2 protein-coding genes are annotated in these 745 nt (G+C 70.6%); one reads left to right on the forward strand and one right to left on the reverse strand.

Going from position 1 to position 745, the window contains the following annotated elements:
* Nucleotides 1–274 (reverse strand): hypothetical protein (locus tag P409_RS41120; protein ID WP_034849864.1); only part of this gene is annotated, 274 nt, incomplete at its 3' end.
* Nucleotides 275–310: 36 nt separating this feature from the next.
* On the opposite strand from P409_RS41120, the gene P409_RS41125 reads away from it, so the two are divergent.
* Nucleotides 311–568, forward strand: coding sequence for a hypothetical protein (locus P409_RS41125; protein ID WP_034849865.1), 258 nt, complete (start codon nt 311–313; stop codon nt 566–568).
* Nucleotides 569–745: the final 177 nt, after the last annotated feature.

The following is a 745-nucleotide window of genomic DNA, read 5'->3' on the forward strand; positions in this document are numbered from 1 at the left end:
CCTTCTCCGCCATCTCCTGGCGCTTCTGGGCGAGGTGCAGCTTCAGCGCCAGCAGGCGGCGGACGCCGCGGGCGATGCGGTCGAGCGAGAGTTCGAGATCCCTGGTCGTGGCGGCGTCGCCGGCCCTGATCGCGGCCAGGGAGGCGGCATGCATGGCCTCGGCACGCTCCATCGCCATCTCGGCCAGCCGGTCGAGCATGCGCCCGGCGCGCTCCGCCTCGGCCGGGTCGGGGCCGGCGGGCTGCGGGGTCGGGACGGAGTGCGCCTTCTGCATAGAACGTATCATGAACGAGAATGGGCCGCCTGTGCAATGAACATTGCGTTTACAACCTGGCGCTACCCGAACGAGATCGGGCCGGGCGTGCACGACATCCACTCGCCGCACGTGCCGGAGGTGGAGGAGATCGCGGCGCTGCTGCGGCCGGCCCGGCAGCGGCTGAGCGGCCGGCAGATCCGGATCAACCCCGGTTGCGGCCTGAAGACCCGCGGCCGGGCCGAGGTGCGGCCGGCCCTGGCCAACATGGCCGCGGCGGCCGGGCAGATGCCGACGCAGCCTGGAACGGGATGAGTTGGGGTCGGGTTACGTCACTGCATCCGGCAGGCGCTGACGGGATGCCGAGCGTTTTCGTGTTACCTCTCCCGCGTGGCGAGACCTTTCGGAATAGCCGCGACCTTCTTCTTATTGAGTCCTCCCTCCCCTTGCGGGAGGGGGCAGGGGAGGGTCGTGCGCGCGTCCGCGCGCGAA

Origin of the sequence: Inquilinus limosus MP06, assembly GCF_000767795.1 — a bacterium.
GTDB lineage: Bacteria > Pseudomonadota > Alphaproteobacteria > DSM-16000 > Inquilinaceae > Inquilinus > Inquilinus limosus_E.

Coding starts and splice junctions, on each gene's coding strand:
- P409_RS41125 (WP_034849865.1), top strand. CDS start 311: ATGAACATTGCGTTTACAACCTGGCGCTACCCGAACGAGATCGGGCCG.